At 62.4% G+C, this 26,372-nt stretch carries 36 protein-coding genes and 1 riboswitch; of the genes, 24 read left to right on the plus strand and 12 right to left on the minus strand.

Going from position 1 to position 26,372, the window contains the following annotated elements; translation table 11 throughout:
• Positions 1 to 138 precede the first annotated feature (138 nt).
• Positions 139 to 372, plus strand: a complete 234-nt coding sequence (locus LB535_RS10430) for a polymerase (RefSeq protein WP_140845413.1) — start codon at positions 139 to 141, stop codon at positions 370 to 372.
• 72 nt (positions 373 to 444) lie between these two features.
• Positions 445 to 675 (plus strand): hypothetical protein, encoded by a 231-nt coding sequence (locus tag LB535_RS10435; RefSeq protein WP_140845461.1) that lies wholly within the window; start codon positions 445 to 447, stop codon positions 673 to 675.
• A gap of 39 nt (positions 676 to 714) precedes the next feature.
• Here the strand turns inward: LB535_RS10435 and LB535_RS10440 are convergent, their stop codons facing one another.
• Positions 715 to 1,932 carry a TadE/TadG family type IV pilus assembly protein gene (locus LB535_RS10440; RefSeq protein WP_224632119.1) on the minus strand — a complete coding sequence of 406 codons (1,218 nt, stop codon included), beginning with the start codon at positions 1,930 to 1,932 and terminating at the stop codon, positions 715 to 717.
• A 280-nt stretch (positions 1,933 to 2,212) separates the two neighbouring features.
• Here LB535_RS10440 and LB535_RS10445 point away from each other — a divergent pair, with 280 nt between their 5' ends.
• The 6 genes from LB535_RS10445 to LB535_RS10470 all read left to right on the plus strand — a co-directional run bounded on the left by LB535_RS10445 (position 2,213) and on the right by LB535_RS10470 (position 6,254).
• A complete protein-coding gene (locus tag LB535_RS10445; RefSeq protein ID WP_140845415.1) occupies positions 2,213 to 3,463 on the plus strand; it encodes a pilus assembly protein TadG-related protein in 1,251 nt (416 codons plus the stop codon).
• The gene (locus LB535_RS10450) at positions 3,460 to 3,909 is read left to right on the plus strand and encodes a TadE/TadG family type IV pilus assembly protein (RefSeq protein WP_224630368.1); all 450 of its coding nucleotides are present in this window, start codon (positions 3,460 to 3,462) and stop codon (positions 3,907 to 3,909) included. The genes LB535_RS10445 and LB535_RS10450 overlap by 4 nt, the downstream gene beginning before the upstream one ends.
• The gene (locus tag LB535_RS10455) at positions 3,899 to 4,315 is read left to right on the plus strand and encodes a TadE/TadG family type IV pilus assembly protein (protein ID WP_224630369.1); all 417 of its coding nucleotides are present in this window, start codon (positions 3,899 to 3,901) and stop codon (positions 4,313 to 4,315) included. Before LB535_RS10450 ends, LB535_RS10455 begins: the two co-directional genes overlap by 11 nt.
• A 71-nt stretch (positions 4,316 to 4,386) precedes the next feature.
• Entirely contained in the window at positions 4,387 to 4,716 is a 330-nt protein-coding gene (locus LB535_RS10460; protein ID WP_224632120.1) for a hypothetical protein, read from the plus strand.
• 119 nt (positions 4,717 to 4,835) lie between these two features.
• A complete protein-coding gene (locus tag LB535_RS10465; protein WP_224548515.1) occupies positions 4,836 to 5,087 on the plus strand; it encodes a hypothetical protein in 252 nt (83 codons plus the stop codon).
• A gap of 324 nt (positions 5,088 to 5,411) precedes the next feature.
• On the plus strand, positions 5,412 to 6,254 hold the full coding sequence (locus LB535_RS10470; protein WP_181174878.1) for a hypothetical protein: 843 nt from the start codon (positions 5,412 to 5,414) through the stop codon (positions 6,252 to 6,254).
• Positions 6,255 to 6,889: 635 nt separating this feature from the next.
• On the opposite strand, the gene LB535_RS10475 is transcribed toward LB535_RS10470, so the two are convergent.
• Positions 6,890 to 7,432, minus strand: coding sequence for a J domain-containing protein (locus tag LB535_RS10475; RefSeq protein WP_224529647.1), 543 nt, complete (start codon positions 7,430 to 7,432; stop codon positions 6,890 to 6,892).
• 243 nt (positions 7,433 to 7,675) lie between these two features.
• On the opposite strand from LB535_RS10475, the gene LB535_RS10480 reads away from it, so the two are divergent.
• The gene (locus LB535_RS10480) at positions 7,676 to 8,170 is read left to right on the plus strand and encodes a cytochrome b (RefSeq protein WP_224632121.1); all 495 of its coding nucleotides are present in this window, start codon (positions 7,676 to 7,678) and stop codon (positions 8,168 to 8,170) included.
• A 347-nt stretch (positions 8,171 to 8,517) separates the two neighbouring features.
• Positions 8,518 to 8,925 carry a hypothetical protein gene (locus tag LB535_RS10485; RefSeq protein WP_140845421.1) on the plus strand — a complete coding sequence of 136 codons (408 nt, stop codon included), beginning with the start codon at positions 8,518 to 8,520 and terminating at the stop codon, positions 8,923 to 8,925.
• A 280-nt stretch (positions 8,926 to 9,205) separates the two neighbouring features.
• Here LB535_RS10485 and LB535_RS10490 read toward each other — a convergent pair whose 3' ends face one another.
• Both LB535_RS10490 and LB535_RS10495 read right to left on the minus strand, forming a co-directional pair.
• The gene (locus LB535_RS10490; protein WP_224632122.1) at positions 9,206 to 9,553 is read right to left on the minus strand and encodes an exopolysaccharide production repressor protein; all 348 of its coding nucleotides are present in this window, start codon (positions 9,551 to 9,553) and stop codon (positions 9,206 to 9,208) included.
• Between the two features lie 285 nt (positions 9,554 to 9,838).
• Positions 9,839 to 10,732, minus strand: a complete 894-nt coding sequence (locus LB535_RS10495) for a DUF1236 domain-containing protein (protein ID WP_224632123.1) — start codon at positions 10,730 to 10,732, stop codon at positions 9,839 to 9,841.
• A gap of 250 nt (positions 10,733 to 10,982) precedes the next feature.
• On the opposite strand from LB535_RS10495, the gene LB535_RS10500 reads away from it, so the two are divergent.
• The gene (locus tag LB535_RS10500; RefSeq protein ID WP_140845422.1) at positions 10,983 to 11,282 is read left to right on the plus strand and encodes a DUF1236 domain-containing protein; all 300 of its coding nucleotides are present in this window, start codon (positions 10,983 to 10,985) and stop codon (positions 11,280 to 11,282) included.
• Between the two features lie 216 nt (positions 11,283 to 11,498).
• Positions 11,499 to 11,720: a hypothetical protein gene (locus tag LB535_RS10505; protein ID WP_140541743.1), complete on the plus strand. Its 222-nt coding sequence runs from the start codon at positions 11,499 to 11,501 to the stop codon at positions 11,718 to 11,720.
• Between the two features lie 180 nt (positions 11,721 to 11,900).
• Here the strand turns inward: LB535_RS10505 and LB535_RS10510 are convergent, their stop codons facing one another.
• A complete protein-coding gene (locus LB535_RS10510) occupies positions 11,901 to 12,251 on the minus strand; it encodes a DUF982 domain-containing protein (RefSeq protein WP_224632124.1) in 351 nt (116 codons plus the stop codon).
• Positions 12,252 to 12,466: 215 nt separating this feature from the next.
• On the opposite strand from LB535_RS10510, the gene LB535_RS10515 reads away from it, so the two are divergent.
• The 4 genes from LB535_RS10515 to LB535_RS10530 all read left to right on the plus strand — a co-directional run bounded on the left by LB535_RS10515 (position 12,467) and on the right by LB535_RS10530 (position 14,096).
• Positions 12,467 to 12,766 carry a DUF1236 domain-containing protein gene (locus LB535_RS10515; protein ID WP_140541659.1) on the plus strand — a complete coding sequence of 100 codons (300 nt, stop codon included), beginning with the start codon at positions 12,467 to 12,469 and terminating at the stop codon, positions 12,764 to 12,766.
• A gap of 128 nt (positions 12,767 to 12,894) precedes the next feature.
• The gene (locus tag LB535_RS10520; protein WP_095768291.1) at positions 12,895 to 13,104 is read left to right on the plus strand and encodes a hypothetical protein; all 210 of its coding nucleotides are present in this window, start codon (positions 12,895 to 12,897) and stop codon (positions 13,102 to 13,104) included.
• Positions 13,105 to 13,211: 107 nt separating this feature from the next.
• On the plus strand, positions 13,212 to 13,466 hold the full coding sequence (locus tag LB535_RS10525; protein ID WP_224632125.1) for a DUF2934 domain-containing protein: 255 nt from the start codon (positions 13,212 to 13,214) through the stop codon (positions 13,464 to 13,466).
• A gap of 228 nt (positions 13,467 to 13,694) precedes the next feature.
• Positions 13,695 to 14,096 (plus strand): dihydrofolate reductase family protein, encoded by a 402-nt coding sequence (locus LB535_RS10530; RefSeq protein WP_318012292.1) that lies wholly within the window; start codon positions 13,695 to 13,697, stop codon positions 14,094 to 14,096.
• A 541-nt stretch (positions 14,097 to 14,637) separates the two neighbouring features.
• Here LB535_RS10530 and LB535_RS10535 read toward each other — a convergent pair.
• On the minus strand, positions 14,638 to 14,982 hold the full coding sequence (locus LB535_RS10535) for a hypothetical protein (protein ID WP_224548528.1): 345 nt from the start codon (positions 14,980 to 14,982) through the stop codon (positions 14,638 to 14,640).
• A 219-nt stretch (positions 14,983 to 15,201) separates the two neighbouring features.
• A riboswitch (TPP riboswitch) is annotated at positions 15,202 to 15,314 on the plus strand.
• Here LB535_RS10535 and LB535_RS10540 point away from each other — a divergent pair.
• The 4 genes from LB535_RS10540 to LB535_RS10555 all read left to right on the plus strand — a co-directional run bounded on the left by LB535_RS10540 (position 15,305) and on the right by LB535_RS10555 (position 18,812).
• Entirely contained in the window at positions 15,305 to 15,913 is a 609-nt protein-coding gene (locus tag LB535_RS10540) for a Ykof family thiamine-binding protein (protein ID WP_224632127.1), read from the plus strand. (Overlaps the previous riboswitch by 10 nt.)
• A 336-nt stretch (positions 15,914 to 16,249) precedes the next feature.
• On the plus strand, positions 16,250 to 17,035 hold the full coding sequence (locus LB535_RS10545) for an ABC transporter permease (protein WP_224632363.1): 786 nt from the start codon (positions 16,250 to 16,252) through the stop codon (positions 17,033 to 17,035).
• Positions 17,032 to 17,805, plus strand: coding sequence for an ABC transporter ATP-binding protein (locus tag LB535_RS10550; protein WP_224632128.1), 774 nt, complete (start codon positions 17,032 to 17,034; stop codon positions 17,803 to 17,805). Before LB535_RS10545 ends, LB535_RS10550 begins: the two co-directional genes overlap by 4 nt.
• The gene (locus LB535_RS10555; protein ID WP_224632129.1) at positions 17,802 to 18,812 is read left to right on the plus strand and encodes an ABC transporter substrate-binding protein; all 1,011 of its coding nucleotides are present in this window, start codon (positions 17,802 to 17,804) and stop codon (positions 18,810 to 18,812) included. Before LB535_RS10550 ends, LB535_RS10555 begins: the two co-directional genes overlap by 4 nt.
• A 58-nt stretch (positions 18,813 to 18,870) precedes the next feature.
• Here the strand turns inward: LB535_RS10555 and LB535_RS10560 are convergent, their stop codons facing one another.
• Together LB535_RS10560 and LB535_RS10565 are read right to left on the minus strand one after the other, a co-directional pair.
• Positions 18,871 to 19,743, minus strand: coding sequence for a DUF2167 domain-containing protein (locus LB535_RS10560; protein WP_176477074.1), 873 nt, complete (start codon positions 19,741 to 19,743; stop codon positions 18,871 to 18,873).
• Positions 19,744 to 19,892: 149 nt separating this feature from the next.
• On the minus strand, positions 19,893 to 20,525 hold the full coding sequence (locus LB535_RS10565; protein ID WP_224632130.1) for a helix-turn-helix transcriptional regulator: 633 nt from the start codon (positions 20,523 to 20,525) through the stop codon (positions 19,893 to 19,895).
• 205 nt (positions 20,526 to 20,730) lie between these two features.
• Here LB535_RS10565 and LB535_RS10570 point away from each other — a divergent pair, with 205 nt between their 5' ends.
• The 4 genes from LB535_RS10570 (at position 20,731) to LB535_RS10585 (ending at position 23,525) form a co-directional block, all read left to right on the plus strand.
• Positions 20,731 to 21,129: a hypothetical protein gene (locus LB535_RS10570; RefSeq protein WP_224632131.1), complete on the plus strand. Its 399-nt coding sequence runs from the start codon at positions 20,731 to 20,733 to the stop codon at positions 21,127 to 21,129.
• Positions 21,130 to 21,242: 113 nt separating this feature from the next.
• Positions 21,243 to 22,064 (plus strand): GcrA cell cycle regulator, encoded by an 822-nt coding sequence (locus LB535_RS10575; RefSeq protein ID WP_224632132.1) that lies wholly within the window; start codon positions 21,243 to 21,245, stop codon positions 22,062 to 22,064.
• A 121-nt stretch (positions 22,065 to 22,185) separates the two neighbouring features.
• Positions 22,186 to 22,782, plus strand: a complete 597-nt coding sequence (locus tag LB535_RS10580; protein WP_224632133.1) for a DUF6456 domain-containing protein — start codon at positions 22,186 to 22,188, stop codon at positions 22,780 to 22,782.
• A 449-nt stretch (positions 22,783 to 23,231) separates the two neighbouring features.
• Positions 23,232 to 23,525: a hypothetical protein gene (locus LB535_RS10585; protein WP_224632134.1), complete on the plus strand. Its 294-nt coding sequence runs from the start codon at positions 23,232 to 23,234 to the stop codon at positions 23,523 to 23,525.
• Between the two features lie 168 nt (positions 23,526 to 23,693).
• Here the strand turns inward: LB535_RS10585 and LB535_RS10590 are convergent, their stop codons facing one another.
• The 4 genes from LB535_RS10590 to LB535_RS10605 form a co-directional block, all read right to left on the minus strand.
• Positions 23,694 to 24,974: a DUF763 domain-containing protein gene (locus LB535_RS10590; RefSeq protein ID WP_224632135.1), complete on the minus strand. Its 1,281-nt coding sequence runs from the start codon at positions 24,972 to 24,974 to the stop codon at positions 23,694 to 23,696.
• A gap of 105 nt (positions 24,975 to 25,079) precedes the next feature.
• The gene (locus LB535_RS10595) at positions 25,080 to 25,394 is read right to left on the minus strand and encodes a hypothetical protein (protein ID WP_224632136.1); all 315 of its coding nucleotides are present in this window, start codon (positions 25,392 to 25,394) and stop codon (positions 25,080 to 25,082) included.
• A 202-nt stretch (positions 25,395 to 25,596) separates the two neighbouring features.
• The gene (locus LB535_RS10600; protein WP_318012282.1) at positions 25,597 to 25,851 is read right to left on the minus strand and encodes a hypothetical protein; all 255 of its coding nucleotides are present in this window, start codon (positions 25,849 to 25,851) and stop codon (positions 25,597 to 25,599) included.
• A 152-nt stretch (positions 25,852 to 26,003) separates the two neighbouring features.
• Positions 26,004 to 26,315 (minus strand): hypothetical protein, encoded by a 312-nt coding sequence (locus LB535_RS10605; protein ID WP_095768303.1) that lies wholly within the window; start codon positions 26,313 to 26,315, stop codon positions 26,004 to 26,006.
• Positions 26,316 to 26,372: the final 57 nt, after the last annotated feature.

A 26,372-nucleotide genomic window follows, 5' to 3' on the forward strand; every position in this document is an offset into this window, starting at 1 on the left:
ACAACGACGGCACCAAAATCATTGGCTAGCAAGCCGCCGGACAAAGTCCCTTCATCGGCGGTTGACCACGGCGTGCCCGCTATTCCTGCGATATGGCGGGCACGCCTTTCCCTGAAACCGCTCCTGGAGTTGAGGGCCGTGCAACCCGGTAAGATGATCGCCAATCTGTTTGCCGCACTGCTTCTGGCCGGCCTGGTCGGCGGCGTCTTCTTCGTCTTCGGCAGGCCGCTCTGGCCCGAGCGCCAGGCCCGTATGGTGATCCTTCTCCCGGTCGATACGATTGCGACCGGATCGCTGCGCCGAGCCTGCCTCGAGCCATGCCTGCCGGCCCGCTTCGACCTCAAGCTCGCGCCCGCCAGGCCGCGCGGATGAAGCCGGGCGCGGGAACCAGTCCGCGCCCCGGGCCGTTGACGGAGCGAAGGGATGGCGCTGGCGGAGGCCGCCATGGACAATTTCGAACTCATCGATCTTCTGTGCGTCATCGACGCCTGCGTGAGCGACCGTTCGGCCGGCCGTATCGTGCCGATGTCCAGGGCCGTCGAGGAGTTGCGCGTCCTGACCGGCGATTTCGTCTCGTCGGATGAGGATGCGGCCAACGCCTTGACGCAGGTCGCTCTCAAGCGCGGCTGCGCCGTGCTCTTCGACGAGCGAGCGGGTGCGGATATTGTCGGCTAGGCGCAATCTCGTCCTCCTCCTGGCGGAGGAGGTTGGTGCTCATTTCGCCAGGGTGATCATCCGGCCCGCATACGCCGCCCGGCCTCCGAGTTCGGCCGTGCAATCCGACTTCACGGCCGAGTTCCCCGTCATCGAGATGGTATCGCCGACCAGCCGCAGGCAACTGCCCTGGGCGTTCATGTCCGAATTTCCGGCATAGGTGATGACGGCGTCCGGGGCGTAGATGAAGCCGCTGACCACGGAGCCCGATCCGCCGTTCAGCGTCAGCGCCTGTGTGTTGCCGTGAGCCTGGTAGATGGTGATTCCGGCGTAGGGGCCACTGGTGGGCGGCGACAGGTTCACCTGCTCGTTGGCGTTGATATAGAGTTGTGAGTTCTCCATCAGGAAGATCGTCACGCCCTGGCCGCTCAGGCTGCCGTTGCCGCCCGGCTTTATGGTGACATTGCGCATGATGTAGGTGCCCGGATTGAGGGTGATCTTTCCCGACAAGGTCTTGTCGCAATAGGTACCCGGCGAGAGCGTCACCGTTTTGCCATTGGGCACCGGCAGGCACAGCGTATAGGCGGGAGGAACGACGTCGGCCAGCGGATCGAACGAAGCATACTGGTTCTCATGCGGCGCGCCGCAGGAAAGCGTGGCGTTCGGCGGCGTCAGCCCTTGCGTGCCGCCGACTGTCGAGACGCAGCCGGCGCTGACGATCGCCGAGCCGCCGCGATTGACGGCGTCGGGCGCGTCTGAATTGGCCGCGATCACGCAGCCGTTCATCGCCACATTGGTCGAGCCCTGCAGGTTGACCGCGCCGTCGGCGTGCTGATCGAGCGCGAGCACGCAGGCTTGCGCGCCGGGCTTGAGCTTGACCGAGGCGGTGCGCGTCGCCTGCCAGGCCGGCATGCCGCTGATGAAGGCCGGCCGGCTGATGCTCGACGACAGCGAAATGAAATAGGCGCCCGGATCGCCGCTCGCGCTGGCCTGGAAGGCGGCGAGGCTGCCCGATAGTTCCTGCGCGTCGGCTGCGCTCATATTGGCGGCGAAGAAGGTCTGGCCGAGTTGCTGCACGTCGCTTGCCGACATGCCTGGCAGGTATTTCGTGCCGATCGCCAAGCCGGCCGCGTCCAGCGAGTTCTGCAACTGCGCGGCGTCGTCGCTCGTGCCTATCAGATCGATGGATGCCGCCACGCCAAGCATAAGCGGCACCATGGCGACCGCGGCTGCGATCGCAAAGTTGCCGCGCCTCGATGCCAAAAAACGTCCCAACATGGAGCTCGCCCTCGTCATATGTCCGAGAGTGATATGCGCGCCGTCTCTACGGTCGATTTCCAAAATAGATAAAATGCAGAGAGAGCTAAAATGCACGGTTTTACCGACGCTTAAACCTTAAGTCCGAGGCTTTATAGGCCTTAAGTCTTAGTGTGTGCGGCGCAAGGCGGGGGCAGCGGAGCGCTAGGGTCCCACCGGCAAAAATCGAGCGAAATAATTAGGCATTCGTTCATACGGCAATGATGACGTAACGGCTGGGATAGCTTGGGTGCGCTCGGCCATGGCCTTTTCAGGTCGGTTCATCAGAAATCTTTTTTCTCGACGCGGCTCTCGACGCTTTTGCGAAGGCAAGAGCGGCAATGTCGCCACCATTTTCGCGCTCACCCTGCCGGTCGTCGTCGGCGGCGCCGGGCTCGGCGTCGAGACCTCCTACTGGTACTATTCGAGCCTGAAGCTGCAGGCGATCGCCGACGCGGCCGCCTATGCCGGCGCGTTGGAAAAGATCGCCGGATCCAACACGGATGCCATCACCGCCGCCGCCGCGTCATCGGCCGCCTCGAATGGCCTTGGTGCGGGCACCATTGTCGTCAACACCCCGCCGGCGTCGGGACCGAACACGGCCAAGAAGGCGGTCGAGGTCATCCTCAACCAGGATCTCGACCGGATCTTCACGTCCATCTTCACTCAGACAAAAGTACCGGAGCGGGCGAGGGCGGTGGCGCTGATCACCGACGCCTCCAAAGCTTGCATCGAAGCGCTCAATCCGTCGGCCTCCCAGGCAGCACTTTTCTCCGGCAGCACCAGCGTCAAACTGGCCGGCTGCGTCATCATGGCGAATTCGATCGCCAACGATGCCATCAAGGTGCAGGGGTCGGCGGGGCTTCAGGCCGATTGCCTGATTTCGGCCGGCGGCGTCGTGCTGAACAATCCGGTGCCGATGGTCTGCAAGGCCCCGATCACCCAGGCGCTGCCGGCGGCCGATCCGTTCGCCAGCTTGCCGGCTCCCGCGACCACGACCCCATGCCAGAAGATCAACGGCAACAAGACGACGCAAACGATCCAGCCCGGGACCTACTGCAGCGGCATGAGCCTCAACGGCAACATCACGCTTTCCCCCGGTGTCTACGTCGTCCAGGGCGACTTGAAGATCAATGCGGGTGCCGTCATCCAAGGCAGCGACGTTACGATCTTCATGGCCGGCAGCAACACTGTCAGCATGAACGGCAACGCCACCGTGACGCTGGCCGCCCCGACTACGGGCACCTATTCCGGCGTGCTGTTCTATGGCGACCGGACGGGGACCGCCGCGCAGAGCACCTTCAACGGCACCGCGACTTCGCTTTTGACCGGCGCGATCTACTTCCCCAGGCAACAGGTCAACTATCTTGGCAATTTCTCGGGCGTGAATGGCTGCACCCAGGTCGTTGCCGATACCATCCAGTGGTCGGGCAACTCGACCATCAACCAGGACTGCTCGAGCCTCGGGATGAAGGACATCCCGGCCGCTCAGGCGGTTGCGGTGGTAGAGTGAAATCCGCTGCCCGTCGACTGATGCCGGCCATTCGCGATGAATCGGGCATCGCCGCGGTGGAACTCGCGTTTGTCTTGCCTGTCTTGTGCGCGGCCTTGCTCGGAATCATGGACGGCTGGTCCTATGTCGCGGGTTCGCTGTCGATGCGCGCCGGTGTGAAAACGGCGGCCAACCTCGTGATGGCTGGCTCCGCTGACGACAGCGCGACCCAGACTGTCGCGCTGTCGAGCTGGGAGAACAAGCCTTCCGACGCGCAGGTTACGATTAGTCGCATCTATAAGTGTGGGACCACCGTGGTCGATGCGTCGACCTTATGCAGTGGACCGAAAGCGCCGTCCGTCTACGTCCAGATTCAGGCATCCGGCACCTGGATCCCGCCCTTCACCTTTGGTCCATACCCAGACAATACCGCGATCGGCCATGTGCAGGTGGTCCGTGTGCGCTAAACAAAGGCTCCGGCTTTCGGCATTTGCGGCTAATGAGGCGGGCGGCGCCGGTCTCGAATTCGCCCTGGTCGCGCCTTTTCTCATCATGCTCCTGTTCGGCATCTTCGCCTTCGGCTGGTCGATGAACAGCGTATCCAGCGTGCGCTACGCGCTCGAAGCCTCGGCGCGCTCCCTGCAGCTCAACAACACGCTGACGCAGGCCGACATCCAGGCCATCGCCACACAGAAGCTTCAGGCGCTTGGCCTGCGGAATGTGAACGTCACCATCACCACCGATCCGGCGAGCGGCGGGTTCCGCATGGCACACGTCAACGCCAGCTATGCCTTTGTCATCAGCTTTCCCTATTTCAGCAATTACCCGATCAGCTACACCACCTCGGTGACCGTGCCCCTGGTCAGCAGCTAGAGGGACGAACGGATGTACCTTAGGATTCTCTAAAAAGCTGCAAGGCTGGCGCCAGCCAGGAATGCTAGGGGTTGCTGTCATCCAATATCAGGAGCGCAGCCATGACCTCTCTTGTTGGAAGCCAGCACGGCCCAGGCGCCGTGCATCAAGCGAGCAGACCCCAGGCGTCGGAAACTTTCCCGGGCAAGCGCGCCGAAAGCGTCGGCCACCTCGCGAAAGCCTCGGTCTTTGAGACGGACATCGGCGAGCCGAATGCCCAAGGAAAATCCGCATCCCGGATCGCCCGAATGGACCTGACCGTGCTTTCCCCGACCGGTTCGGGCGAAGGTCAGGAGCCGGAGACGGCAACCGGCACGGCGACCGAGACTGGTGGCACGGAAGATCCAAATCCTTCCGCTTGATGGCCGGCAAAAAGCCAGCCCCACTTGTGCCTGGTGGCTAGCAGCCTTCCGTTGTGGTTTTCATCTGGCCGGGAGCGTTGGATTTGGCGCTCGTATCCTGTTGGCCAGGGGCCGCCTGCTTGGCACTGCCGGTCTGTTGCCCAGGCGCGCAGTCCTTCGCTGAATTCGAATTGGTCGAGTTCGTCGTGGTCGTGTCTGTGCCCTGGCTGCTGGGCATCGTCGTTGTGGTGGATGACGATGTCGATGAGCTGCCCGATGTCGTGCCCGACTGCGCCGTCGCCAGACCACCGGACAAAGCAACAAAGGCGGCAACGAGAAGAATTCGTTTCATGGTGACTGTCCTTTTAGGCAACGTCCCTTCGCTTGTTTAACCCCGACCTTTCGGCAGGGTTCCAAAGGCGCAGGTGATCCCGATTGCAGGGGATTGTCGCGGCGGCAATTGCCTCTTGGGACCATGGTCTGGCGAGACAAGGGCCTTCTTTGTTCCAAACGGCCCACAGATGCTAAGCCCTTTGTATTTACGTTAGATTTCAATGAGTTAACGTGGTATTTTGGGAAAATTGCGGAGAGGCCGCGGCTATGCTCTCATTTCGCGACCGCAGTTGCTTAAAGTTTATCCGACGCCATTAGGAAATTCTCATAAGAGGCTGCCTAGCGGTTGGGCCATAGTGACGATTCATCTGCGGAGAAGCACAATGACATTGCGAAAGACACTTCTGGCATCCCTGGCCATTCTCGCGCTCGCGACCGCCCCCGCGCTTGCCGGCGCCGGCGGTAACGGCGGCGGCCACGGCAATGGCGGCAGCCATGGCGGCGGCAACGGAAACGGCGGCGGTAACGGTAACGGTGGCGGTCATGGAAATGGCGGGGGCAGCGGCAAGAGCGGCGCCTCGCACGGCAACTCGGCCTCGGCTCCGGGCCACAACAAGAGCGCCGATGCCAGCGCGTCGGATGACAACTCGACCGATGACGCGACGACTGACGATACGACCACGTCTGCCACGCCCAAGGACAAGAACATTCACGCCAAGCTCGGCCGGCTGAACTCGCTGCAGCGCAACATCAACGCTTATATGAATTCCAAGAGCAAGAAGTTCGCCGGCGTCCAGGCTTACGTGACGCAGGCCGCGGCAGCCAAGAACGCCCAGGCCAACCTCGACGCGGCAAACGCCCAACTGGCCGCCGACCAGAGCAAGCTGGCCGACCTCACTCAGCAACTCGCCGACCTCAACGCGACCGACACAACCGGCTTCACGCCCGAACAGCAGGCGGCTCTCGATGCGCAGATCGCCGACGTTCAGGGACAGATTGACGCCCAGAACGCCACGATCAGCACCACTGATGCCCAGGCGATCGCCGATGCGCAGGCCGCGGTTGACAACGCGCCGCCTCCCACCGATGCGTCGCTGGACGCTGCCCTTGCCGACATGGCCAACAAGCCAGTCGACGCCGACGTCACCGCCTGGGCCAAGGATACTTTGGCGGGCAAGATCGACGCGCAAGCCGCGGCCACGGCGACAACCACAACAACCCCATAAGGCGGACGAACCGACCGGAGGGCGAGCGAAAGCCGCCGGGCCTCGCCCGGCGGTTTTTTGTTGACAGGGCGACGGGCGCGCCGTCTCCGGCAGAAAAATGGCTCGCCCCAGTCGAGACGAGCCAAAGCGGGAGCCCCATTGCCGGGTGCTGATCCCGCACCAGGTTGCCACCTGTTTTCCGGGTGGCCGGCGGTCGAAACCGAGACGCCGGCTTGCGGACGCTCTACTGCGCGCCGCGGGATAATATATCGTGCTGCGACATGTTTATCGCCGGCACGGCGGGCAGGCAATCCCTTTGATCTCGCACCGGCCAGGAACGGACTGCATCACACAAGAGCAAGCTCCAGCGGTGCCTTCATTCGCGACTGCATTTGCCGTCGCAAGCCGTGCCAATTGCGGCAGTGCGCCAGACCTCAGTCGCCTTGTATTCGAGGGCGCACAGTGCCTAAGTCACCGACGCTGTTCTGCCCTCCAAGGCGCATGGCATGCTCCGCGGCCCCGGTGGAATCGCCCAGATACGGGAGGTGAGGAGAGGACGGTCGATTCCTGCGGGATGTAGCTGTTCCTTCGTTGTGCCCGCCGCTGGTTCAGGCCAGCAGGCGGACCTTTGACGATCAGGGCGACGCAAACCGGGCTCATTCGGCGTGATCGAGCAGGCGGGTGGCGTCAGGGCGATTCCGGCCCTGCTTGACCCCGGCGTGATCTATGCCTTCCACGGTAATCGCGAACGTGCCGTTCTCCGTCCTGCCGATGAAGCCCTTCGACTTGAGGTACCACAGGTGGAACTCCAGGTGCTCGCGGGGGCAACCGGACAGGCGCTCGAGTTCGTCGTCGCCGATGCCCGGATTGTTGACGTCCCGCCGGCGCCTCACATAGAGAAGCGACAGCAGATTGGCCTGGATGACGGAATCCCGCTCCATGCCGCCGCCGTCGCGCGCTCCCTCGGTGAGTTCATGACGAAGACCCAGATGCTCGCGGTAAAGGATATCGTATTGAGCCCGCTTGACGGGGTCGCGGAGTGTATTGTTGGCTTCAACGATCTCGCTGAAGCGCGATTCATTGCCGGTTTCCCGATTGTCGGGGTGATAGCGCATGGCAAAGTAGCGGAAGATCCGCTCGATGGTCTCGGAATTGGCGTTCGGGCTTATTTCCAGAACTTCGTAGTAGTCGATGAACATGTAATCGCGCTTCCGAAATTACGGAAACCACTCCCCCAGGCCCAAGCATTGCCCAAATGCTGCGCGCTTGCAAGGTGCCGGTCCCAGTCTCGAACCGCCAAGGCCGGCGCGAATGCTCGCCATACGAAAATGTAAGATTGTGGCCACAATTGCGGGAGCTTTCGAGCCAAATTCGGCCATCGTCCTCGCGACTATTCAACAACGTTAAGGCGTGGGACGCCTTGTATTCAGGGAACGGTCGCGATGGAAACCAGACGTGGATATTCAATTTTTCAGATCGCGCTGCATTGGCTGATTGCAGCGCTGGTTTTATTTCAGCTCTTCTTCGGTGAGAGCATGACAGTCGTCGTGGACGCCGCCGAAGACGGCCAGCCGGTATCGGCCACCGACCAGGCGCTGGGCTCAGCTCATTACTGGGTCGGCCTGTCCGTTCTTGCGCTTGTGCTTGTTCGACTGGTCCTCAGGCTGGTATCCGGCGCGCCGGCCCCCGCCGGTCATGGATCGGGATGGATGCGGGTCGCCGCGCATGTATCGCACGGCCTGTTCTATGTGCTGTTGCTGGCGACGCCGGCAATCGGGCTTCTGGCGTTCTATCTGGGCGACCCTTGGGGTGACATTCATTCGCTTGCCAAGCCGGCATTCATCGTGCTGATCGCTGTCCACGTCGTGGCGGCGCTCTACCATCAGTTCTGGCTGAGGGACGGGACGCTGAAGCGCATGCTTTCGCCCGTCGGCTGATTGGGGAGATATGCTGGCCGGCGGCGTCTTCTGTGCGATGGCCGATCGGCAAAGGCTAGCGGCCGCGTGTCGGAAAAACCTTTGCCCCGTTGCGGTGGAATAAATTCCGGCTTTGTTACGCTAGCTCTGCTTGGAATTCAGGTGGCAACCTGGATGGAGCCGACCTCAAGCCCGGCTCCCTTTTCGGCTCGCTTCGAAAGAGGCGAGCCATTTTTTTGCAAAACCGCCGCCAAACCTCGCGGCTTTCGCCCGAAGGCCGCACCGACTTAGGTGCGTCATGGCTAATATCGCTCGCACGATGTAGACTGCGCAGAGTCGGGTTTACAGAGGCATTGGGAGGACAACAAATGCCACGGGTATCGGAACTCTTCTTCAAGACGGCCATCGTCTTTCTCGTCCTGGGCGTCGCCGCCGGACTACAGATGGCGATTTCGGGCGATCACGGTGCCTTTCCGGCGCATGCTCACATCAACCTTCTTGGCTGGGTCACCAGCGCCATTTTCGGCGGCTACTATGCGCTCAACCCGGCCAAGGCCGAGCGCCGCATCGCCATGATCCATTACGGCCTCTATACGGTCGGCATCGTGATCATGCTGCCGGCGCTCTACTGGATGCTGGCGGGAGGCCACCCGGAGATCGAGCCGGTCGTGGCAATCGGCTCGCTGATCGTGGCCGCCGCGGTGCTGGTCTTCGGCTTCGTCGTCTTCTCGTCGACGGAAACGGTGCGCTCGGCCTCACCGGCCACCGCGCGCTAGCTGAGCGAACCGAGCAGGGATTTCAGGCGCGCCGGCTACAGCCTCCGATCAAGGAGAGCTGCAGCCGGCGTTTGGTTGCGCCGCATCGATTTTGTTGATGGCGGCCCATCGCCGATGCAAAGCTAGTGGCGGTCTATCGGCTCCGATGCAACGGATGGCGCCTCAAGGTGTAGCATGGCCTCCGCGGTCGAATTGAAGAAGCAACGTGCCGGGCTATTGCGACATGGATGCCTGTCGAGAAGGAATAGATGGGTCCGCGGCCGGAACCGACGCAAAGCGATCAGGGAAGCAGTTTCGGGAACAGCCGCAAGATGAGGGCGTGGATGATGCCATCGCGCTCGAACGGTCCGGGTATCTTGGCGGGTGCCGCGCTTACGTCCGCTTTGCCTTCGTCGGTTACGCGGATCTCACTGTGCACGAGCCAGAGCACGGCCACGAAATAGCCGGCCTGCAGAGCCACGGCCGCCAGGAATGTCCAACCGATCGCCATCCAGACAGATCCCGTGGACATGAAGGTCCAGCCGAGGATCACTAGAAGCGTGCCAACCATTCCCACAAGAAACTGCGGAAAATACATTTGCCCAACCGAGCGCCGCGACCATATTCGGCCATCAGCGATCTCGCCCATATCTCTACCCATTTTGACCCATGCACCTTTTCCGGGTGGACCGCAAGCTTGAACGGTTTGCCGGCGGCCCCATTGCCCTTTCGTCCGGCCCCGACAGGGACCACGGACGCAGGACTTCCGCTGTGACAACTGGCAATTGCGCCGGATCGTTCCCGAGCCGGCGACATTCAAGTCATGCCTAATGGACCGCAGCGCATGCGGGCGACTGCCTGCCGGGTTTAAGATGCTTCTCCATGCAGAAAGGCCCGCCACCTGGGCGGGCCCTTATCCGCTATGCTGACCGGATCAGCTCAGGATCACTACGATCTTGTAGGTGTCCGGGTCGACGATGACGATGCGTCCATCGGCCAAGACGAAATACTCATAGTTTTCATAAGCCGGAACGATCTTGACGATCCGGGCCGGCAGACGGTGCAGACGCACCTTGTGGCGCGGCACCTCGACGCCGACGGAGATGTCGAAGCTAACGTCGCGAACCGGTTCGACATGGCTCTCATGAATGACCTGCGTGATCTGCGTCCTCTGTTCCACCGTCACGTTATTGATCGATGCCGTCTTGTTCTGGTCGGTCTCGACGTTGGTGTTGCCCTGGGCGTTCTGCTGGGTGGTCGTACCGGTCTTGCCCTGGGCGTTCTGCTCAGTCTGCATCTTGGTGGTGCCCTGAGCGTTCTGCTCGGTGGTCGTGCCGGTCTTACCCTGAGCCTGCTGGTCGGTCCGGGTCTTCGTCTTGTTCTGGGCATTCTGCTGGGTGGTCGTACCGGTCTTGCCCTGGGCGTTCTGCTCAGTCTGCATCTTGGTGGTGCCCTGGGCGTTCTGTTCGGTGCTGGTGCCAGTCTTGCCCTGCGCCTGCTGCTTCTTCTTCAGCTGTGTGTTGTCCTGGGCGTTCTGGTCAGTGTTGGCGCCTGACTGACCCTGAGCCTGCTCTTCGGTCTTCATCTTGGTCTTGCCTTGAGCCTGCTCTTCGGTGTTTGCGCCAGCCTTGCCCTGGGCGTTCTGCTGGGTTTGCGACTTCATCTCACCCTGAGCCTGGCCGCGCGCCTTGCCGCCCTTTTGGCAATCGGCCGTCCCGGCCGTGCAATTATTGTCGCCGCCGCTCGGCTGCGCGGACTCGGTCTGCGCCATCGCGGCGCCGCAACCGACGCCGAGCGCGATCATGCTTGTGATCAGCAGATGTTTCATTGGATTTTCTCCTCGGAAAGTCGGTCCCTTCGCATGGGTAACCCAGCCCGAAACGCATTGTTCCGAAATTGGTGCCACGGTCGGAAGCGATGGTCGCGGAACACGGCGGCGGTTGTTTTTGCAGGCACCGGTCCAGTTTTGCAGGAACAAGGGTAGGCGAACGGCGTTACGGCAATGCCGACCCGCTGTGGAAAATCGCAGGCGCAGCATTCAGGCGATTCGATTCAGATCCACATAGGAGAGACGACCAATGAAAATGCACCTCACCTCCGCCGCCGCTGGCTTCCTGCTTCTTGCTGGCATTGGCGCTGCTGCCGCGCAGGATGTCGTGATCGCGCCGGAGCAAGAAACCGTGATCAAGGAATACGTGCATAAACAGCCGTTGGCCTCTGTTAAGATTCCGGGCGTCGAGCTGAATGTCGGCAGCACGCTTCCCGATACGGTCGAATTACACGAAGTGCCGAACGTGAAATACCGTTACGTCGTCGTCGATAACCGGACGGTGATCGTCGACCCCGGTACCCGCAAGATCGTCAAGGTCATCGATTGATCGATAGGGCACCAAATCGGATGGCCCGCCGCCTGGTTACGGCGACGGGCCATTAACCGATTATTATTTTGTTACCATCTGCTAACGGAACCTTCCCTCAGCGCTTGAGTTACCGGCTCTGGTTCACGTTGTCTCATAGACAACACAAACCAGTGGCAACGTGAAAATACGGGCAGTGGCGAACAGTACGGGCGGGGCGAGGAGGAGTTTACCAACATGTCGAAACGAGAAATCGGAACATCTCGTTCGCTCGGGATGCGTGTTGCCCATCTCAAAGCCAGGATGCAAGACGCCCGGATCACCGAGCATGAAATGAAGGCTTTCCAGAAGGTCGCGGCGATCATGGGGGGCGGCGAGGGCTCCCTACGCATTGAGGCCGACGATCTGATCGCTGCGTCCTTCGTTGCCGAGGCGCTGGGCGAATCGGCGCCGAACTGACAGCGGCCACCAGTCGAGATCCCGGATCGTTTCAGCCGACCGTCAGCCGGGAAGGCGGCGGTCTGCAGGCAAAATGGACGCCAGGAGGCGCCGAGCTTGCTCTCAGGATCGGCCGGCCAAATCCCAAAGCTTGCATGACAACGCCGATCACATGGTGTGCCGAACGCGTCTAGGCTGGGCCTAGCCAGGCACGTGCCGGTTTGGTGCCCGGCTTTCGCGTGCCCGGATTCGCCTGATCTTTGCTTCGCGCAGCACCGCGACGGGATCGGCGCCCGTCCATTCGATCCCGGCCTTCCGCGCAAAGACCAGGAACGCCTGTCGCGCCTTGTCGAGATCGATCTCTCCGCTCCGCGCCGCCTCGCAGGCGCGGAATGCGTTGGCGTAGCTGCCGCCCCGCATGGCCTGCGGCCATTCCTTGAGAAAGTTCTGCATCGCGGTAAGAGAGGTGATCTCGCGCTTGAAGCCGGCACCCACCGCGATGGCCACGGGGGGACGAAGTTCGATGTCGCTTCTGATGGAGCCTTCCTGCATGACTGCGGCATCCTTTGAATTTCAACGACTTGGGCAGTTTCAATGCCTTCCAAATGCGGAGCCGATGCGAAGGTTCCGCCAAATCATTTAGTCGCCGCTGACGGAACAACACCCTGCCGGCGGCGTTTGCCCCGGGAGCTCCCATGTTCGACCTGCTCGTGTTTCCGCCCCTGCGGAGGCAGGGCGGAGCTCACCAACGCAACAGGAGAGAAACGATGAAAACCACCCTCATTCCAGCTGTCGCCGGCCTGGCTCTGATGGCCGGCATCGGCATAGCGGCCGCGGACGAGGTGATCGTCACCCCCGAGCAGCAGACCGTGGTCAAGGAATATGTTCACAAGCATCCGATCGCCTCGGTCAATGTGCTCGGCCTCGAGCTTGGCGTCGGCTCCACCGTGCCTGACACCGTCGAGTTGCAGCAGGTTCCGGACGTCCAGTACCGCTATGCGGTCGTCAACGACCATACGGTGCTGATCGATCCCGGCACGCGCCGCGTTGTTCAGGTGATCGAGTAGATCCAGCCCTGGAAGAGCCCGATCCTCCGAAGCACTGGGCAAGGATCGGGCTCTTTTCGCATCCGGGCATAAGGCCTAAGATAAGGCAGTGGTTTGGGAGGCAACGAAGCGCGGAAGGAGTCGTTGCCATGCATCATCCACACGTCGAATCACCTGACATCGCACGCCAAGTCGACAAGCTTTTAGCCGAGCATAGGACTGGCCTGCTGTCGATGCACGAGGCGATTACCCTGCTGCGCCAGCGCACGGGGACCGACCGCTCTGACGCGGATTTAGCCGGATTGATTACAAAAAAGGCAGCGCATCTGGGCATCGCGGTCGTCACCGACGGACACTGAGCGAAATTGCCGTCCAGGTCGGTCGCTTGTTCGTGATACCGAAGACGACACGCGAAAATTCGGCTAATGTTCGCGCCGGGGAACCGTCCCAACATCAGGAGGCGACAGTGACGGACGACAGGCACGAACGCATTCGCCAGCGCGCGCACGAGATCTGGGAGCAGGCCGGCCGGCCCGAAGGCGCTCATAAGGAGCATTGGGACCAGGCGACGGCCGAAGTCGATGCGGCCGGCAAGCCGAAAGCCAAGAGCCCAAAAAAGGCCGCCGCCCCCAAGGCCGACAAGCCGAAAGCGGCCAAGGCGGAGAAGCCCGCCAAGGGCCCGGCCAAGGCAAAGTCCCCCGCCAAGAAGACCAAGGGCTGACCGCCAGCCAAGGCCTGCCCCCTTTTCACCGGATCATGTGACGGTGCGACGCTCCGTGTGAGAACTGTGCCCGGAGGCTATACCGACCATGCGCAAAGTCGTCTTGATCATGACCATGTCGGTCGACGGATATGTCGTAGGGCCGGTGGGAATGTCGACGGGCGGTTTTCCTGAACGGCAGAGCTCAAGCGGTGGAAACTCGATCGCATCAGTCGCGCTGGCACACACATCATGGGCCGCGTGAGTTACGAGGAAATGGGGCCGTACTGGCAAAAATCCGAGGATGCCTATGCCGCGCCGATGAACGACATCCCCAAGGTCGTGTTTTCGAAAACGCTGAAAGAGGCGACTTGGCCAGAGTCCACTATTGCGAAAGGTGACCTGCACGAGGAAATCGCTAAATTGAAAAAGCAACCCGGCGGCGAAATCATTGCATGGGGCGGCGCAGAGTTCGCTCAGGCGCTGTCGAAGGCGGGGCTGATTGATGAGTATGTCATCCTGACTCGGCCGATCGCCTATGGCGGTGGCAAACCGCTATTCAGCGGTTTGACCGACGCGCTCAAGCTAGATGTCCTCGTGACGGCCGCTTACGATAACGGCACCATGCTTCGCATCTACGCTCCCCGCTGAACTGTCACGACCTCTGAGCGAAGGCTTCGACCATGGCGGCCGGCTGACCGGCACGCTCGGCATCGCCGCCGCCAGCCACGCCGGCGGCAGGCGGGTTGCAATTAAGCTATAAGAGGAGGCTATCGCGTCCCTTGCTTTCCGGCGTATCGCGCGACCGCGCAGAGGAAGGCAAGCGCTGCCATGTCGCAAGCTGCGCGTGACGGCGACGGACCTTTGGCGAAAAGGACCGCGTCGGCAACCGGGACCGTCAGGCCATGCTTGCGGGCGAATGAAGTGACTTCGTAGGGCTGATCGTCAGGCTGTATGCCGATGTCGATTTGTTGGTCCATCAAAACGAAATTCCTCCCTGGTATATGGCTTTACCCTCCTTCGCCTGCGCAGAATTAACGCCCGGCCGCTCGCCCGCGTCCACCAATTGGCGATTGTGTGAAACGATGCATTTTTCGAGGCCCAGAGCCGAGGGTTGCAGCGGCATGATTGTTCGCGTCGCTGGCGGCCTTGGAGTTCCTTCCCTTCTCTAACGGAAGAGGTCAGAACGCTCTCACCACGCATCGCTCGATCGGGCAAACCTGACTCCCGCCGCTATCATCGCGCTTTCGCATTCGCTGATCAGCCTGAGGTTGCGCAAATACCGCGCCGCCGTCTCCGGCAGCCAGGCCGCGCACGCCTCGACATAGGCGCGGCCATGCACCAGCGTGCCGGTCGAAAGCCGCTCCTCCTTTTCGGCTATCACCTTCAGATATTGCCGGATGAAGCGGATGTCGTCGGCGATGTCCTGGCTGGCCATGCGCCAGGCGCCGGCAAGGCGTTCGCGCTCGGCGAGCGGCAAAGGCGACAACAACGGGTGGGAGAGGTCGGCAAAAGCGGCATGGTTCGCGGTGTTCAAGCAAATCCCCTCAAAGAAAGGGAGGTATCGTACTTTACGTACGAAAAGCAATCAAGCGAGATTCGTACAATTTGAACGACAAAATAGTTAGATAAAGCAGTTATAAGAAAACTACAAAAATCTTATAACCACCGGCATCTCCCATAGGGAGATGGGCGGTTGGCCCAACCGACACCGCAAAAAAGCGCTTTCCCAGCACCGTAAACAGTGCTTTAACCCCGCCATCCACAGGGGTGCTTCGTACGGTCGGGGCTGAGATGGTGGCGGCAAGCCTCCGGACCCTAAAGCTGATCTGGATAATACCAGCGGAGCGAGGCGGGCCATGTTTTCCGGCGCACAGATTTCCCTTTATCCCATGGCCGACGATTTCGTCGGCGTGATCCTTGGCGCGCTTGGCGCGCTCGATCCTTACCGCGACAGGCTGAGGATCGAAACCGACGATATCTCGACGCTGCTGGTCGGGCCGCCCGAGGTGCTGTTCCCAGCCATGCGCGACCTGTTCGTGGCGGCCGCCAAAAGCGGCAGGCATTGTGTTCTGTCGGCAGCCGTCTCGCGCGGCTGCCCCGGCGAGCCGGATGACCCGATCTGCCGCTCCGAGGAGATCGGCGGCCCGGCGATCCCGCTCGACGACCGCAAGCGCGCCGCGCTGCGCGCCGTCGGGGCCACGCTTTCGACCAACCAGCCGGTGGCGGCGCAATTCTCGCTCTATGTGATGGGTACCGGCGACCACATGGACGAGATCTATGGCTGCATCGATTTCCTGAAACAGTCGGGCGTCTTCGAACGCTCCAAGCATTTTTGCACCAAGCTGCGCGGCGACGCCGGCGCGGTGTTCGCCACGCTGAACGAAGCCTTCTGCCGCTTCGGGCCGGGCGCCGGTCACGTGACGCTCGACATCACCATTTCGGCGAACAGCCCGACCGCGGCTTGAGCGCAAGCTCGATCTATCGAGGTAGATGTCGTGGCTGTTTGGCTTGATCCATCGCGTGGGGGAGATGCCCCCAGGCCCATCTCGCAGGAGAGAGGGGAACCTTCGGCGATTGGCGAAGGCAGAGGTGACGGCGAATCTCCCCCCTTGCGGGGGAGATGCCCGGCAGGGCAGAGGGGGGTGCCGTCCCGCCGACCGCTCAACTGGTTGCGCACGCGGCGTTCGCCAATTGGTTTCGCACAAGTTTCGAAAGCTGGCGTTCCTACCCGCCCCCCTCTTGCCTGCCGGCCATCTCCCCCTCTAGGGGGGAGATCAGCCTTCACCACGACCGTCGCCAAGATCTTCCCTGCTGCGCTGGCTTTCGCTCTCCTTCTCGTCGCTTGGGAGCTCTACGCCCGCCTTGGCGGCATCGCCCCTACCGTGCTCCCTGCACCCTCGCGCGTGCTGGCGCAGGCCTGGGAGAACCGGGCGGCGCTGGCCGACAACACGCTTCCCACCATCCGCGCCACGCTGGCGGGCTTTGCTTGCTCGCTCGTTGCCGCCTTCATCCTCTCGGCGCTGGTTGACTTCTTTGCCCCGTTGCGCCGCGCGCTGTTCCCGCTCCTGATCGCCAGCCAGACCTTGCCGCTGGTGGCGATCGCGCCGCTGGTGGTGCTTTGGTTCGGCTTCGGGCTGTTGCCGAAGATCCTGCTCGTGGCGCTGGTCACCTTCTTTCCGATGATGGTGGCATTGGTCGCGGGCTATGCCGCCACGGCCAAGGAAGTCAGCCAGATGCTCGCCGCCATGGGAGCGGGCCGCCGGCGCATCTTCTGGCTCGCTCGGTTGCCGTCGGCGCTGCCCTATTTCTTCGCCGGACTGCGCATCTCCATCACCTATGCGGTGGTCGGCGCCATCTTCGCCGAATATGCGGGCGCGGCGAAAGGGCTCGGCATCTACATGCTCAGCGCCAAGAACAATTTCCGCCCCGACCTGGTGCTCGCCGCCGTCGCGGTCAACTCGGCGCTCACGCTCACACTGTTCGGCCTCGCCGTGCTCGGCCAGCGTCTCGCCATGCCCTGGGAAAATGCAAAGAGCGAAAGGGCGGGGCGCTATGGCGACAAGCCTTCCGGAGAGGGCCGGCCATGACCCGGCTCGAGCTCCGCAACATGCGAAAAAACTTCGGCGCGCTCGAGGTTCTGGCAGGCATTTCGCTGCATGTCGAAGAGGGCGAGTTCGTCTCGATCCTCGGCCCCTCCGGCGCGGGCAAGTCGACACTGTTCCAGTTACTCACCGGCGCGATCCGGGGCGAGGGCGAGATGCGGTTCGACGGCGCGCCGCTCGATGGCGCCCGCTTCGCCTTCATGCCGCAGCGCGATGCGCTGATGCCGTGGCGGCGCGTCATCGACAATGCGACGCTGGGGCTTGAGGTGCAGGGCATAAAGCGCCGCGCGGCGCGCGAGCGCGTGGCCCCGTTGTTCGCCGAGTTCGGCCTTGCCGGCTTCGAGCGCGCCTGGCCGGCCGAGCTGTCCGGCGGCATGCGCCAGCGCGCGGCATTGCTGCGCACCGTCGTGCAGCAGCGCGACATGCTGCTCCTCGACGAGCCGTTCGGCGCGCTCGACGCGCTCACCCGCGCGGCCATGCAGCGCTGGCTGGAGACGATGTGGCGAAACCATCGCTGGACGGCGCTGCTCATCACCCATGACGTGCGCGAGGCGGTGCTTCTGTCCGACCGTATCTATGTGCTGTCGGCACGGCCCGCGCGCGTGGTGCGCGAGGTGGCTGTGCCGCTGCCGCGCCCGCGCACCGAGAGCGCTGCACTTGCCGGCAAGGCAGCCGCGATCGAAGCCGGCATCCTCGAGATTTTGCTCGGCGCCGCCGAACCGATTTCCCGACCATCCGATGGAGAAAACCGATGACCGACTTCACCCGCCGTCAAGCGATGCTTCTGGCCGCCAGCCTGCCATTTGCCGGGACTGCTGCACGTGCCCGGGCCGCCGCGCAAAAAATCACCGTCGCGCTCGACTGGACCGTCAACACCAATCACATCGGCCTGTTCGTCGCCCGCGACAAGGGCTTTTACCGCGATGCGGGCATCGAGGTCGAAATCCTGCCCTATGGCGACACCGGCTCGGGCACGCTGGTCGCCAGCCAGGTTGCCGATTTCGGCATTTCCGGCTCGCTCGGCCTGTTTACGCAAAAGAGCGCGGGCGCGGATTTGAAGGCCGTCTACGCCGTCGTCCAGTCGGAGACCGGCCGCGTCGTCTTCAACGCCGACCGCGCCGCCATCAAGACTCCGAAAAATCTCGACGGCCTGACCTATGGCGGTTTCGGCAGCGACTGGGAGAACGCGCTGATCTCGACCATCATCCGCCATGACGGCGGCAAAGGTGAGTTTTCCACTGTGACGCTGGGCACCTCGGCTTACGAGGCATTGGCCAACGGCGCGGTCGATTTCACGCTGGAAGTCTCGACGTGGGAAGGCGTCGAGGCCGGACTGAAAGGCCTCAAGCAGCGCAGCTTCCGCTATGCCGATTATGGCGTGCCGGACGAGCACACCACGTTGATCGTTTCCAGCAACGCCTTCCTCGCCGCCAACCGACAGGCGGCCGCGGCCTTCGTCCAGGCGACGCGGCGCGGCTACGCATTCGCCGTCGACCATGCGCAGCAGGCGGGCGAGCTGCTGATCGCCGCGAACAAGGATACGCTGACCAACCCAGCGCTGGTGCAAGCCTCGCTGAAGGCGCTGAACGACGGGCACTTCCTGAAAAGCGCGGACGGCGCCATCGGCACGATGGACAAGGCCAAGATGGAGGCGATGGGCGGGTATCTGTTCGCCTCGGGGATCCTACTGGATGGCGATGGCAAGGTGCTAAAGGAGCGGCCGAATCTCGGGGCCTATTTCACGAATGAGTTTGTGGGGTAGGGCCACCCCCTGAGGGGCACGAAGGAACTCAATGTCTCAGGAGGCCCGCAAGTTCACTTCAACTATCGGCCTTCTTGCGGCTGAACAGCCTTCTCAGCCACACCAGCGGCAACAGCACGAGGAAGGCGCCCTTCTTCAGCACCAGCAGCGCCAGCGCGATCAGCCCGACGCCGGCGGCCTTGCCGTATTTGACCCCGAGCATCGTCGCCAAGACGCCCAGCGCGCCGTAACCGGCCACCTTGTCGCCGCTGGAGAATTCGAAATAGGAACTGCCGGCCTTCGGCTTGTAGGCGTCGGCCGACGCCTCGACGATCTTTTGCACGGCATCGCTCGTGATGTTGCCGTTCACCGGCACGATCTTGATTGGGACATAGCCCTGGCGGTCGAAGACCGAGACCGAGATGTTGATCGTCCTGTCGCCGGCCCAGTTCAGGATGTTGGCGTAGTAAAGGATATTCTTACCCTTATCGATTTGCGGATAAAGGAGCCAGCCGTCGAAGCGGATGTCCTGTCCAAGCCGTTGCGACTGCGCTTTGACCGACTCTTTGAAGCTCTCCTCCAGGGAACTAATTTCTTCGTTGCGGTCGGCGCTGTCCCAGTCCGCTAGGCTGACATAGCCGTCCGACACGGGCTTTTCGACGGTGAGATTATCGATCTCCGGCGTGAAGCCGAAGATCAACTGGTCGATCGTACCGCACTGGTCGCGGTCCCAGCCGAACTCCTTCACCACCAGGTTGCAGCGGTCCTCCGGCTTCAGGTAGAAGGCGGCGCCGCCAGCCGGAGTGATTGTGCCTCTGGCGGCGCTCAGAGGCTGGATAAAATTTTGCGGATGATAGTCCGTATCCTCGGCATGCACGATGGCCGGCTGCGCCAGGAAGCAGGCATGCGCCACCATAATGAATATCAGGTTTTCCCTGACCGACTTGTTCATTACCCCCTCCCCTATGGACCCAACCTCACGCATCCGTGATATAAGAGTATTTCGAGGACAAGCACAAGACGAAAAGTTCTCTTTTTGTTCTTTGCCTCAACCATAGCCCTGCCGCACTCCTCTTGAGGCGACATGCCGCCGCCTATCCCTCACATATCGATCATCGACCGCTTCACCCGTCCGATGATCGTGATCGCCCCCTCCAGCTCCGGCGGCGGAATGTCGAAGTAGGATGCCGGCTGGAAGGGCGGGTTGTCGTTCGGGCGCCAGCGCTTGTAGGTGGCGCGTCCCGTCTCGTCTGAAATCACGTAGCAGCCATTGGTCACCAGCCGCTTGTCGCGCAGGTTGACGAAGATGATCGAATCCGGCGGAGAGATCTTGTTCATCGACGGCCCGTCGACACGCAGCGCGATCCACTCGCCTTCCTCGAGGTCGGCGGTGGGGATGGTCGGATAGTCGGAGAGGTTGACGACGCTGTCCTGGCTGCCGAGCTCGCCGGCGCTGATCCACGACACGATCGGCACATCGATGGTGACGGGCGAGGGGGCGAAATTGACCGGCGCCGCCTCTGCGCCATCCCCGTTGAACAAGAGCCAGCCGGGATCGACGCCGAACAGCCGGCCGTACTTCTCCGCCGCCTTGCGCGACAGCGGCCGGTTGCCGTTCTCGTGGCTGATCAGCGTGTTCTTGTTGATGTCGCGCAAGGCCCGCGCCGCATCGCTGGGCGAGGCATAGCCGGCCTGGGCCCGCGCCTGCTGCAATCTGTGCCGAGAATCCATCATCGTACAAAATGCCTGAAAATTATCGTCCAAAGTGTACGATTTCGCTTGCGCGTATTTCGTACATAACGTACGCTTAGCGCATGAATGAACATCCCGCAAGCATTTCCGCACAGCCGATGATTCCGGTGCCGCCGACGAGCATCTCAGGGCTTATCGATTCCTGGCGGAGCATCGACGCGTTCGCCGCCACGCAAAAGGAGGCGGCATGAACGCGTTGCCTTTCCAATTCGAACCGTCTTTCCCGTTCGAATCGCCTGTCGAATTCCAATCGTCCGGACCGTCCTCCTCCCCGGTCCGGGCGCATTCCGGGGCGCTTGCCCCGGATCCGGCTGAACCGCCCGCACCCCGGTTCACCGGAACGGCCGGAGCCGTTCCTCCCCCGGCTCCGGCCCCCAATTCGGGCATAAGCTGCATCCGCACAGAGGACGGCACCGTCATCCTGTTCGACCTGAAGACGGGCCGCGCGGTGTCGGGCCTGACGCGGGCTGCGGCCGAGGCCGCTCTTCTCCGACTGACCGGCGCGGCGCCAGAGCAATTCCAGGAAAAGTGCGAAGCGGTTTTCCGTCCGGAATTGCGCCAAGACAACGCTGCCGGCGCCGCCTGACCTTCAACGCCTTCGCTGACCTGACCACCAAACGGCCTCGCGGCCGAACCCTGGCGCCTGGCCTGAAGCCTGGCGCTTCGCCCCAAGCGCTTCGCAATCAACGGAATGAGCAGATGGCAGCCGCCTACACCGAGAAGGAAATCGACGAGATCGCCGCTTTGCTGAAGGAGGGGCTGTCGGCCTCGCGCATCGCCGGCCGCTTCAGCGCGCTGCGCGGCAGCCCGGTCTCGCGCAACGCCATCATCGGCATCGTCCACCGCAACGCCGGTTTGAGCGCCATCGGCTTCGCCAATCCCAAAGGCGGCCGCGCCGGCGGCAGGCCGAGGAAGCACGCCCGGCCGGATCGTCCGGGCAGGCGGGGCAGGACGGCGGCCGGAGGCGTGACGCTCTCCGAGCCGGCTGCGCTTGCGCGGCAAGTGGAAGACACCGACGCTGCCACAGCCAATCTCCCCCCTTGCGGGGGAGATGTCCGGTCCACCCTCCGCAGCTGCTGCGGAGGACGGGCAGAACAGAGGGGGTGCTGTCCCGCAGACCTGTCCGTCGATGGAACCGTCACGCAAGCGAATGTCGTCACTGCCCGCATTCCGCCCAAGCTCAAAAATCCCAAGCCGCGCAAACCCGCGCGCACCCTGCCGCCCGCCTGGCTCGCCCCCGGCACCCGCGAAAAATCCGAAGCGCATCTTTACAAGCTCCCGGCGCCGCCGCCTCCGGTGAACCCCGGCCGCCAGCCGCATGTCGCGGCCATGCGCTTTCTCGATTGCCTGTTCGGCCGCTGCCGCGCGCCGCTCGATCTTGCGCTGCGCGAGGATGCGGAAGCCGACCCGCAAGGCGCGCGCCCGGGACCGGACATGCTCTGCTGCGGCCTGCCGACGTCGGCCACGCGCTCCTACTGCGCTCATCACCATGCAAGGTTTCACGGCCATCGCGGCAGGTGATGTGAGGGCGCCAGGCTCTCCCTTCTCCCCTTGTGGGAGAAGGTGGCTCGGCGCTCTGCGCCGAGCCGGATGAGGGTGTCTCGCGCCAACATCTCTAGAATTCCAACCCAAGGACCGCACCATGCCCCGCAAAGCCGCCAAGAAACCCCAACCCCCAAAGCTCCCCAAGGGCGAGGCCGAGCAGGTGCGCATCCGCCGCGAGGTCGGCCACGACTTCGCGCTGAAAACGGACCCATTCGGCCGTCAGCGCCTCACCACGGGCACGGCCGAGGCACGGCGCGTCTACGAAGTCTCGAACGGCGGCTACACCTCCACCGGCGGCGTCGTGCGCCTGCGCAATGTCGATCCGCTCACCGGCATAACCTCGCTCAGCCGCCAGCAGCGCGAGGCCGGCCAGCGCTTCCGCGACGATTTCGAGCGCAGCCAACGCGAGGGCCTGCAGCCGCAATCCTGGAGCGAGCGCGTCGATAGCGGCCGGATCGGCGGCGGCGTCCCGGACCAGGTGCTGTCAGCCGGCCGGGCGTATGCCCACGCTGCCGCCGCGCTCGCCCATTGGGAAGTGGCGGAAGTGGCCCGAAAAATCTGCCTCGAAGGCCAGTCGGTGAAGGCCATCGCCGAACGCGCGGGCGAGGGGCGCGACGTGGTTGTGAAATTGTTGAAGGTGGGGTTGGACTTGCTGGCTGTGCACTACGGGATGACGGGCCGGAAGGCGGGGTGAGACGAAAATACCTTAACCTTCAGGTTTCAAAGTCTCCGCGCTTATCTCGACAGTCATGGCGATCCGGAGAAAATCCAATAGATTGGGGAGCAAAGGAGAATCCCCGATGGATGGGGACGATGGCGAAACTCTGAAGGTCATAAAAAGGGATGTCGAAATACGCAGGACGCTTCTAGATCAAAAGAATTCACCGAACTGCGGGAATTGCTGGATCAGAGGTACGGCGCTTGGAGCAATCGAAGACATGCATATGAGTGCGAGATTCTCTGGGAGGAAGGTAAGCAAGACCAGGCCTTGGAGGAGACGTTCGATCGGCTGAAAAGCGGCGAATACAACGTCATGCATATCATCCTCTGCGCCACCTATGCGTGGAAACTGCGCCGAAAGGATGTGGCGGATTATCTGGGCTATCCTTCAAGTCCCTCAACGGGCTGGAGATTAGCGACGAGATGAGGCACACGGCCTGGATGTGGGTGCTGATTGACCATAAACGCTGGGCGCTTGAAGAACCAATGAAATACACCGACGGCACCCTTGCGAAGCTTGGCGACAAAATCCTCGTCTGGGAAGGGAACGAAGGTGTCGTGGTCTGTTCCATGGATACCGACGAATACTCCGAGGAATATCCCAAGGAAGCCTTCGGCTATCTGGAACGAGGGATCATGGTCCTGTCCGAAAAGGCGGGGCTGATACACTACGTGAAGCCAGAGGAGGGGATGCGGCTGATCGAGGGGAAGAGATAACGTCCGCCCAAGCTGAGATCACAAACGCTCGGCGCTGCCCCTCATCCGCCCTTCGGGCACCGTAAACGGGGCGAAGGAGAAGCGCGGCATCGGCGACGGTCGCTTTCTCCCCGTTTACGGGGAGAAATTGCCCGGCAGGGCAATGAGGGGCGGCGCTGACCTTCAACGTTATTTGCGGAGTCCGGTGTGCGTTTTGGAGGTTGGCTCCTCGCCACCCTCAGGCTTCCCCTCCCACCCGAACACGCTCCGTCCGCCCAGCAAATGCGACTGGTCCATCTCGCCGGCGACGATCTCCTTCAGGCTCGGCCCCGTCACGTAGCGCTCCATCCGACGGGACTCTCCATCCAGCCGCCTCAGCGCCTCCAACTCTTCGGTTCTTCCGAGCTTGGCCTTGCCCACCGCCGATTTCAGCACGGTGATGGTCTCGTCATAGACTTTCAGCGGCACGGGGAAGGGGTGGCGGTCCTTGCCGCCATGGGCGAGGGAGAAGCGCGCCGGGTCGGAGAAGCGATAGGGCGCGCCGTGCACCACTTCCGACACCATGGCCAGAGCCCGCACCGTGCGCGGGCCGACGCCGGGGACCAGCAGCAATTCAGGAAAATCCTTCGGGCCGCTTTCGATGGCCGAGGCGATGTTGCCATGCAGGCGGCGCATGACGATGTCGCTTTCGCGCACGTCGTGATGAGCCGGCATGACGAGGTTGGGCAGCAGCGGCTGCGCGGCCGGTTCAGGCTCCGACCGCGGTTCCAGCGCGGCCAGCTCGGTCAGGATCTTTTCCGGGCTCATCGTCTTGAGCAGCGCGATCTGGCCGCCGCGGGCTTTCTCGGCGCGACGGTCGGTCAGGTTGACGATCTCGCCCTGGCGCTCGCCCTCGATCGCCGCATGCGGCTGGTCGACGAAGCTTTTGAGCCCCTCCGACAGCCAATGGTAGCGGCGCGCCTGGCGAGCGTCGCCGTTCATGCCTTGCTGCACCACCACCCAGCGCCCATCATCGGTGACGATGAAGCCGTGCAGATAGAGCTCGTAACCGTCCTGCACGGCGGCGCTGTCCACCTTGGCGACGAGCCGGCTGGCGGTGGCCAGGGCATCGCCGTCCAGCCCGACGCGCTCGCCGATCGCCAGCAACTCGCCGGGCGTCTTGCGCGAATGCGCGCCGCGCCCGCCGCAGACATGGATGCCGAGCTCATTGCTGAGCGGATTGAGCCCCCGCTTCAGCGCGCCGATGACGGAGGTGGTGATGCCGGAGGAATGCCAGTCCATGCCCATCACGGCGCCGAAGGACTGGAACCAGAAGGGATGCGCCAGACGCCGCAAAAGCTCATCGCGGCCGTAGTGGTGAATGATCGCCTCGCACAGCACTGCGCCGAGCTTCGTCATCCGATCGCCCAGCCACTTCGGGACCCGCCCGCCATGCAGCGGCAGGTCGGCGCTGCCGCTTCGCTGCGTCAAGGATGTTCTCCGTGGATGCCGGAGAATTAGATGGCATTTTGCCGGGAATTTGCAAGGCGCCGACTGATCTCCCCCCACAAGGAGGGAGATCAGTCCGCCGGCCCGCTAATACCGGTAATAATACCCGTGGTGATGCCTGTGATGGTGCCGGTGATGATGCCTGTGGTGGTACCGATGGGGATAGATGTAGTAGTGCCTGTAATACCGATGGTACCGGTAGTGCGGATACCGGACCACGTAGCCGGGATAGTAGTCGTCATAGTAGCGCGGTCCATAATAGCGGCCGCCGTAATCGTAGAACGGGCCGCCGCCGTAGAACGGGACACCGAAGAACGGGCTGAAGAACTGTGCATCCGCAGGCGCGACCGTGGCTGCGGCGGAGGCGACGGCAATCGCCGAAGCAAGTAAGAGTTTTCTCATGGCAACCTCCTCCTGAAGGCCGATTACCAAATAAACGGTCGCTGCAAGCGTATGTTCCCGATCGCTAATATTCGCAGCGCGTGGTCACCCTCGAGGACAGGTCGCAAAAAGCGGCCAACAAGCCAGCCCCTCGTTGCCAGCGAGGTTCAATACCTGCAGACGCGGATCGCCTCGTAGACCCGGTGGTGATGACGCCAGTGTCTCACATATTCGACTTGGCAGCGCCTGTGATGCCGGAAATAGTAATTCCGGTAGTAATGCGGTGGTAATACGGCCGATACATGTAGGGGTCACTGTAATAGTCGTCACCGTAATATGGCCCGTAATCGTTGTAATAGTCGTCGTAATAACCGTCCCCGATGCCGATCCCGAATTCTAGGCGTCCGGCATTGGCCGGGCCGATCACGGCGAATGCCGACGCAATGGCTATAACGGAGGCGAGCAGGAGCGTTTTCATGACTACCTCCTCCCTGGAGTTGATCACCCCATAAACGCGCCGGAGGCAGGTTATGTTCCAAATCGCTAATATTCGCCCGCCCATCCCTGGGGATGGGCGGGCGGCCATCTCCCTCGCGAGTAGGAGATCAGCCAATCATGGGCACCGCTCGGTCAGCGCTCGCAGATGCGGATTTTTTCGATGACGCGGTGGTGATGGCGCCAGTGCTTCACGATTCTGACCCGGCAATTATCGCCATAATACCGGCTATGATAGCGGACCACATAACGTTCACGATCCGGGACATAGTAGTCGTCATCATCGTAGACATGCCGGTAATAGCGGTGAGGGTAGTATCCGCCATAATAGTCGTCGTCATAGCCTGGACCGACGCCGATACCGAGTTGCACGCTACCGGCGCTGGCCGGCGCGATCGCGAACGCCGAGGCGATGGCGATCATCGAAGCAAGCAGAAGCTTTTTCATCGCTGCCTCCTTGAGTTGCAGGACGCCCCTTCGAGAGATAAACGGTTTCGACGGGGC

Origin of the sequence: Mesorhizobium sp. CA10, from assembly GCF_020165285.1 — a bacterium.
GTDB lineage: Bacteria > Pseudomonadota > Alphaproteobacteria > Rhizobiales > Rhizobiaceae > Mesorhizobium.